Source organism: Roseobacter sp. MED193 (assembly GCF_000152965.1).
GTDB lineage: Bacteria > Pseudomonadota > Alphaproteobacteria > Rhodobacterales > Rhodobacteraceae > Pseudophaeobacter.
The window spans coordinates 1,848,029-1,854,763 of the sequence record NZ_CH902583.1 but is presented as its reverse complement, the minus strand read 5'-3'; the positions used below and the strand labels follow the sequence as shown (position 1 = coordinate 1,854,763).

Genomic DNA, 6,735 nt, shown 5'->3' with positions numbered 1-6,735 from the left:
CTGATACTGCCCAAGAGTCCATATCGACGGCAGTGTTTGGCACCTCGATGTCGGCTCATCTCATCCTGGGGCTGGAGCAGGTCCCAAGGGTACGGCTGTTCGCCGTTTAAAGAGGTACGTGAGCTGGGTTTAGAACGTCGTGAGACAGTTCGGTCCCTATCTGCCGTGGGTGTAGGATACTTGAGAGGAGTTGCCCCTAGTACGAGAGGACCGGGGTGAACGAACCACTGGTGGACCAGTTGTCGTGCCAACGGCAGTGCTGGGTAGCTATGTTCGGACAGGATAACCGCTGAAGGCATCTAAGCGGGAAGCCCCCCTCAAAACAAGGTATCCCTGAGGGCCGAGGTAGACCACCTCGTCAATAGGCCAGAGATGTAAGCGTGGTAACACGTTCAGTTGACTGGTACTAATCGCCCGATTGGCTTGATCTGATCTAGTAATAGACAGCCAAGAACCAAATAAGCACCACATGAACTTGTGACATAACAAAGGTGCAGCAACGTGCATTTGCCCGGCAAATACACTGCCTGCTGCGTGACAGACTTTACTTGCGTAAAGTCGTCAGTGTTGATTGTTTCCCTGCGATCTTGGAAATGTCCTCGTGACATAACTGGGGTGCGGTCTCTCGGGCATTTGCGATGCAAATACCCTGCCGACCGCCAACCAAAAAAATCCAAGAACCGCAGGTTCTTGGATTTTTCTTGGTTTGGTGGCGATAGCGAGAGCAAAACACCCGGTCCCATCCCGAACCCGGAAGTTAAGTGCCTTTGCGCCAATGGTACTGCGGCTTAAGTCGTGGGAGAGTAGGTCACTGCCAAACCTAGTAAAATCCAAAAAATCTCTAAACGATATAAACTTCCGACACTGACGCGGGATGGAGCAGCCCGGTAGCTCGTCAGGCTCATAACCTGAAGGTCGTAGGTTCAAATCCTACTCCCGCAACCAGGTCGGAAAAGGTCAACACAGACCCATCAAAATACAATTGACCAACAGCATCAATTGATTAACCTCTTCACCTCCCCACGCTCATAACATCAAAACACGAGCTTCAAATCCTAAAACCCAAAATAGAGACCCGCCTGAGGGAGCGTCAGTAGAATACGCAGCCCCTGAGCCGGGATGTTTGCGTCCGGTTTGCAACCTTATCAAAAACGCCCTTCCTTCACTGGCCGACTGATAATCAAAAATCTAACCACCTTTTTGATGCGCTTCGTGCCCTTCTTGCCGCGTTAGGATTGATAACGCCATCAGTGACAGGTTGTCGGTTCACCCCAAGAGGCCAAACGGATAAAAGGCGGCAAAGATCTTTTCCACTGCCCATGCTCCGGAGCTTTGATATGACCACACCCAAACCCGTCGTTCTTTGTATTCTTGATGGATGGGGCAGCGCAGAACCCGGAGAGGCCAACGCGCCGCACTTGGCGCAAACCCCAACCTTTGATGCATTGATGGCAGCGGGCCCCCAGGCCCGCCTGGTGACTCATGGACCTGATGTGGGCCTTCCCCGCGGTCAGATGGGAAATTCGGAAGTCGGCCATACCAACATCGGCGCCGGTCGGGTTGTTGCGATGGACCTAGGGGCGATTGATCTGGCGATTGAGGATGGTTCATTTGAACAAAACGAAGCCCTTTTGCAGTTTATTGAGAAACTGAAGGCAACGGGCGGCGCTGCCCATCTCATGGGGTTGGTCTCCGATGGTGGGGTGCATGGGCATTTCACCCATATTCTGGCGGCCATTCGTGTGATTTCTGCTGCTGGGATCCCCGTTTGGTTGCATGCCATCACGGATGGGCGCGATGTGGCACCAAAATCCGCCTATGGGTATTTTGCGGAATTGGTGGAAGGGATGCCGCTTGGGAGCAAAGGTGCGCGTGCCAAAATCGCGACTGTCACCGGGAGATATTTTGCGATGGATCGCGACAACCGCTGGGAGCGGGTGCGTGAAGCCTATGGTGCCATGATACGGGGTGAAGGCCGTAGCGTCTTGGATGCGCATGATGCGGTGACCCACGCCTATAATCAGTCTGAAACGGATGAGTTCATCGGTGCCAGTGTGTTACGTGGCTATGATGGGGTCAAAGATGGAGATGGCTTCTTCTGCCTGAATTTTCGTGCGGACCGCGCGCGTGAGATCCTACGCGCCATTGGTGAGCCGAGTTTTGCTGAGTTTGACACCGGACCACGCCCCAAATTGGCAGCGCTTTTGGGCATGGTGGACTACTCCAAGGACCACAGTGCCTATATGACAACCGCTTATCCCAAGGCCGAATTGGTCAATACCTTGGGCGAATGGGTGGCAAAGCAGGGTAAGCGCCAGTTCCGCCTTGCGGAGACCGAGAAGTATCCGCATGTGACTTTTTTCCTCAACGGTGGAAGGGAAGAGCCAGAACAGGGCGAAGACCGGGCCATGCCCAAATCGCCCAAGGTAGCAACCTATGATCTGCAACCAGAGATGAGCGCACCGGAGGTGACAGAGAAGTTCGTCGCGGCTATCGAGGCTGGCTATGATCTGATCGTGACCAACTACGCCAACCCCGATATGGTCGGCCATACCGGCGATATTCAGGCGGCGATCAAGGCCTGCGAGGCGGTGGATCAAGGGTTGGCCCAGGTGGTTGCTGCCTTGGAAAAAGCTGGCGGCGCAATGCTGGTCACGGCGGATCACGGCAACTGTGAGCTCATGGTGGATCCCGAAACAGGCGGAGCCCATACTGCGCATACAACCAATTTGGTGCCCGTAGCGCTAGTGGGCGGGCCAGCGGGGGCTGGGCTGCGCAATGGGCGTCTTGCCGATCTTGCCCCCACCCTGCTAGAGCTTATGAATCTTCCCAAGCCGGCGGAAATGACCGGTGAAAGCCTTTTGACCTAAGTTCCAGACCAAAAAGATCTGAACCATATGATAATACGCGCCGCCGGGCTGCTTCTTTTTCTAACAGTTAGCTTTGCCGCACCGCTGCAGGGCCAACAGGCTCCTGCGGAGGCCGCACAGGAAGCAGCTGGCCAACTTGAGGCCGCGACAGAGGCTTTGGCAGAGGCTGAGAGCGCGCGTGATCGCGTCAAGGCACTGACAAATACCGTACGCGCTTATGAGGCTGGGCTGGGCGCCATGCGGGACGGGCTGCGGCGAGTGGCACGGCGCGAATCGCAATTGCTGGCTCAGTTGAAATCCCGCGATGACGAGGTGGCCGAGCTGCTGGGCATTTTGCAGACGATTGAAACCTCAGCGCCGCCGGTTCTGATGCTGCACCCTTCGGGTCCGTTAGGGGCGGCACGCTCTGCCATGATGGTGGCGGAGGTCACACCGGGCCTTTATGCCCGCGCTGAGGCCCTGCGTCGGGATCTGGATGAAGTGCAGACCCTGCGTTTGTTGCAGCAAAGCGCAGCTGACACTCTGGAAAAGGGGCTCACAGGGGTGCAGGAGGCGCGGATAGCGTTGTCCACAGCGATCGCGGACCGGACTGACCTGCCCATGCGCTTTACCGAAAACCCAGTGCGCACCGCTATCCTGATTTCGTCGACTGAGACGCTCAGCGGATTTGCCAGCGGTTTGGCTGAAATCGCTGGCGGAGCTGAAGAAATTGTGCCGATTGCCGCAGATATCAGCGCTCAGCGCGGCGAGATTTCATTGCCGGTTGAAGGCCTTCTGCTGCGCGGCTTTGAAAAGCGTGATGCGGCCGGCATTGCCCGCCCAGGCCTGCTGATTGCAGCCCGCCCGCGCGCCTTGGTGATCTCTCCTACGGCGGCGACAATCCGCTACCGTGGCCCGCTATTGGATCTTGGCAATGTGGTGATCCTTGAACCGCAGCCCGATACGCTCTTTATTCTATCGGGACTCGATGAGGTTTACGGTGCCGCTGGTCAGGTTATCCCCGCAGGCACACCGGTGGGCCTGATGGGCGGCAGTGCCCCACAGGCTGGTGCCATTTTGTCACTAAGCGGTGAAGGGGGTGGAACTGACCGGACAGAAACGCTCTATATAGAAGTCAGAATGGATAACAGCCCGGTGGACCCTGCAACATGGTTCCGCATCGGAAAAGGTGGATGAAGGTTTCATGAGAAAATTTGCCATGGCGGCTATCGGCGGCACGCTGGCCGGAATCGTCGCAACAACCTATGTGGCCGGCCCTTTGCTGGCGCAGGAAGCGAACCGCGAAGCGACGGTCTATGAACAGCTTGATCTGTTTGGCGATATCTTTGAGCGCATCCGCGCTCAATATGTCGAAGAGGTTGACGAAAAAGAGCTGATCGAAGCGGCCATCGGTGGCATGCTCACGTCGCTTGACCCTCATTCCAGCTATCTGAAACCCGATGATGCGGCCAGCATGCAGGTGCAAACCCGCGGTGAATTTGGCGGGCTTGGCATTGAGGTGACGCAGGAAGAGGGCTTTGTCAAAGTTGTCTCTCCGATTGATGGCACCCCTGCGGATGAGGCCGGCATGGAAGCCGGCGATTTCATCACTCATGTCGATGGCGAAAGCGTGCTGGGTCTGGGCCTGGACGAAGCGGTTGACCTGATGCGCGGCCCGGTGGGATCCGAGATCGTGATCACCGTGGTACGCGAAGGCGAGGGAGAGCCCTTTGATGTGTCGATTATCCGCGACACCATCAAATTGACAGCCGTGCGGGCGCGGACCGAAGGCGAAACAGTGGTGCTGCGGATCACCACCTTTAACCGGCAGACCACGCCTAACCTGGAATCCGGTTTGAAGGAACAGATCGAAGAGGCCGGCGGCATCGACAAGGTCAGCGGTATCGTACTGGATCTGCGCAACAATCCGGGTGGTTTGCTGACTGAAGCTATCAGTGTAGCGGATAGTTTCCTCGACAGCGGCGAGATCGTTTCGACCCGTGGGCGCAATCCTGAGGATGGCGAGCGCTTTAACGCGACGCCAGGCGACCTGTCGGACGGCAAACCCATCGTGGTGTTGATTAATGGTGGTTCTGCCTCTGCCTCTGAAATTGTGGCTGGCGCTCTGCAGGACCATCGCCGGGCCATCGTCGTAGGCACCAAGAGCTTTGGCAAAGGCTCGGTTCAGACCGTGATGCCGCTGCGGGGCAATGGCGCAATGCGGCTGACCACAGCGCGTTACTACACGCCATCGGGTCGCTCGATCCAGGCACTGGGAGTTTCCCCAGACATCGTGGTTGAACAGCCCCGCCGAACCCCCGAGACGGAAGAGGCCGAAGAGGAAAGCGCAGCCCGCCGCACCCGTACTGAGGCGGATCTGAGGGGCAGCCTCAACAATGATAGCCTGACCGAAGATGAAATCCGCCAGATCAAAGAGGATCGTGAGCGGGCCGAAAAAGCTGCTGCACTGCGTGAGCAGGACTATCAGCTGGCCTATGCCATCGACATTCTCAAAGGTCTGGTTGCACTGGGACCAAAGCAATAGTCTACGGGGCAACCCCAGGGGCGGAGTCCCTAAACTTAACGCCTTGCACAGATCAGGACCGCTCCGTCAGGAGCGGTCCTTTTTTGTCGCATGGATGCATGTCTGATTTGAACAGGTGCGAAGGGGCTTTTGCTGGCTGGCGATCTGTGATTCTAAACCTTGCAACAGTTTCGCCTCGCCTTGGCAAGAAAGCAGATCCTTCATGATCAAACGGGATGACCCTCTTACACCGCCTAATGAGACCGATCAGCACAGCCCTGTACTGACCGCGCTGGAAAAGCTCGGCTGGCAGCCGTTTTTTGCAGATCAGGTGGTGGGGACTGAACTGGAGGAAACGCCGCCGGTTCGGGTCGTCGAGGCTCATCGCAGCGGTCTGCGAGTGCAGGGAGATGGCATAGACGAGTTGGTTCCGCCTAAATTGGCGGCCACGGTGGGGGACTGGGTGCTGCTGAACCGAGTCTTGCCCACCTCCAGCCGGGTATTGGAACGCAAGAGCCTGTTCAAACGCCGCGCTCCAGGGCATGACCGCAGCCTACAATTGATCGCGGCAAATACCGATACCAGCTTTATCGTCAGCTCCTGTAACCCGGATTTCAATCTCGCCCGGCTAGAGCGCTATCTGGCCTTGGCCTTTGAAGCCGGTGTTGCGCCGGTTATCTTGCTGACTAAACCTGATCTCTGCGATGATCCGACACCCTATGTGGAACAGGCTGAGGCCATTTCAGCGCGGGTGCCGGTGGTTTTGCTCAATGCCAAAAGCGATGCCGCGAAAGGCCAGCTTGCCCCCTGGTGCAAACCCGGAGAGACGCTGGTGTTTCTAGGCTCATCTGGGGTGGGAAAATCGACACTGGTCAATGCGCTCTTTGGTAAAGATACTGCGGAGACGGCAGAAATTCGCGAAGATGACGCGCGTGGACGGCACACGACCCGGCATCGGCATATGCGGTTTTTACCTAATGGCTGTGCCGTTATGGATACGCCGGGAATGCGTGAGTTGCAGATGGCCGAGGCCGAAAGCGGTATTGCTGATCTATTTGAAGATTTGACCCTATTGGCCAGGCAGTGCAAGTTCCGCGATTGCAAACATGACAGCGAGCCGGGATGCGCCATCAATGCCGCCATCAAGAGAGGTGAGGTGAGCCAGTTGCGTCTGGACCGCTGGAACAAGCTCGCGGCTGAAGAGCGGTTCAATACTGCTTCGTTGGCAGAGCGCAAGGGCAGTGATAAGGCGCTGCAAAAAACCATACGCGCCGCCGTGAAGCGCAAGAAGAAACCGCGCCGCTAGAACCGGGGCCACACAAATCTGTGATCCATAGATTTTTACATTAACGCCCGGAAACC

At 56.8% G+C, this 6,735-nt stretch carries 4 protein-coding genes, 1 tRNA gene and 1 rRNA gene; all 6 read left to right on the top strand.

Annotation, left to right across the window (positions count from 1 at the left end; translation table 11 throughout):
- Window positions 1-705: 705 nt before the first annotated feature.
- The 6 genes from rrf (at window position 706) to rsgA (ending at window position 6,679) form a co-directional block, all read left to right on the top strand.
- Window positions 706-820 (top strand): 5S ribosomal RNA (gene rrf, locus MED193_RS11270).
- 48 nt (window positions 821-868) lie between these two features.
- A tRNA-Met gene (locus tag MED193_RS11265) sits at window positions 869-945 on the top strand.
- Window positions 946-1,337: 392 nt separating this feature from the next.
- Window positions 1,338-2,870, top strand: coding sequence for a 2,3-bisphosphoglycerate-independent phosphoglycerate mutase (gene gpmI, locus MED193_RS11260; protein WP_039966126.1), 1,533 nt, complete (start codon window positions 1,338-1,340; stop codon window positions 2,868-2,870).
- Window positions 2,871-2,900: 30 nt separating this feature from the next.
- The gene (locus MED193_RS11255) at window positions 2,901-4,046 is read left to right on the top strand and encodes a murein hydrolase activator EnvC (RefSeq protein ID WP_039966848.1); all 1,146 of its coding nucleotides are present in this window, start codon (window positions 2,901-2,903) and stop codon (window positions 4,044-4,046) included.
- 7 nt (window positions 4,047-4,053) lie between these two features.
- The gene (locus MED193_RS11250; RefSeq protein WP_039966124.1) at window positions 4,054-5,394 is read left to right on the top strand and encodes a S41 family peptidase; all 1,341 of its coding nucleotides are present in this window, start codon (window positions 4,054-4,056) and stop codon (window positions 5,392-5,394) included.
- A gap of 202 nt (window positions 5,395-5,596) precedes the next feature.
- Complete coding sequence (rsgA, locus tag MED193_RS11245) at window positions 5,597-6,679, top strand: ribosome small subunit-dependent GTPase A (RefSeq protein WP_009809848.1); 1,083 nt, start codon at window positions 5,597-5,599, stop codon at window positions 6,677-6,679.
- Window positions 6,680-6,735: the final 56 nt, after the last annotated feature.

Bases quoted from the DNA above. Each gene is read 5' to 3' on its own strand.
- gpmI (WP_039966126.1), top strand. From the start codon at position 1,338: ATGACCACACCCAAACCCGTCGTTCTTTGTATTCTTGATGGATGGGGC.
- MED193_RS11250 (WP_039966124.1), top strand. From the start codon at position 4,054: ATGAGAAAATTTGCCATGGCGGCTATCGGCGGCACGCTGGCCGGAATC.
- rsgA (WP_009809848.1), top strand. From the start codon at position 5,597: ATGATCAAACGGGATGACCCTCTTACACCGCCTAATGAGACCGATCAG.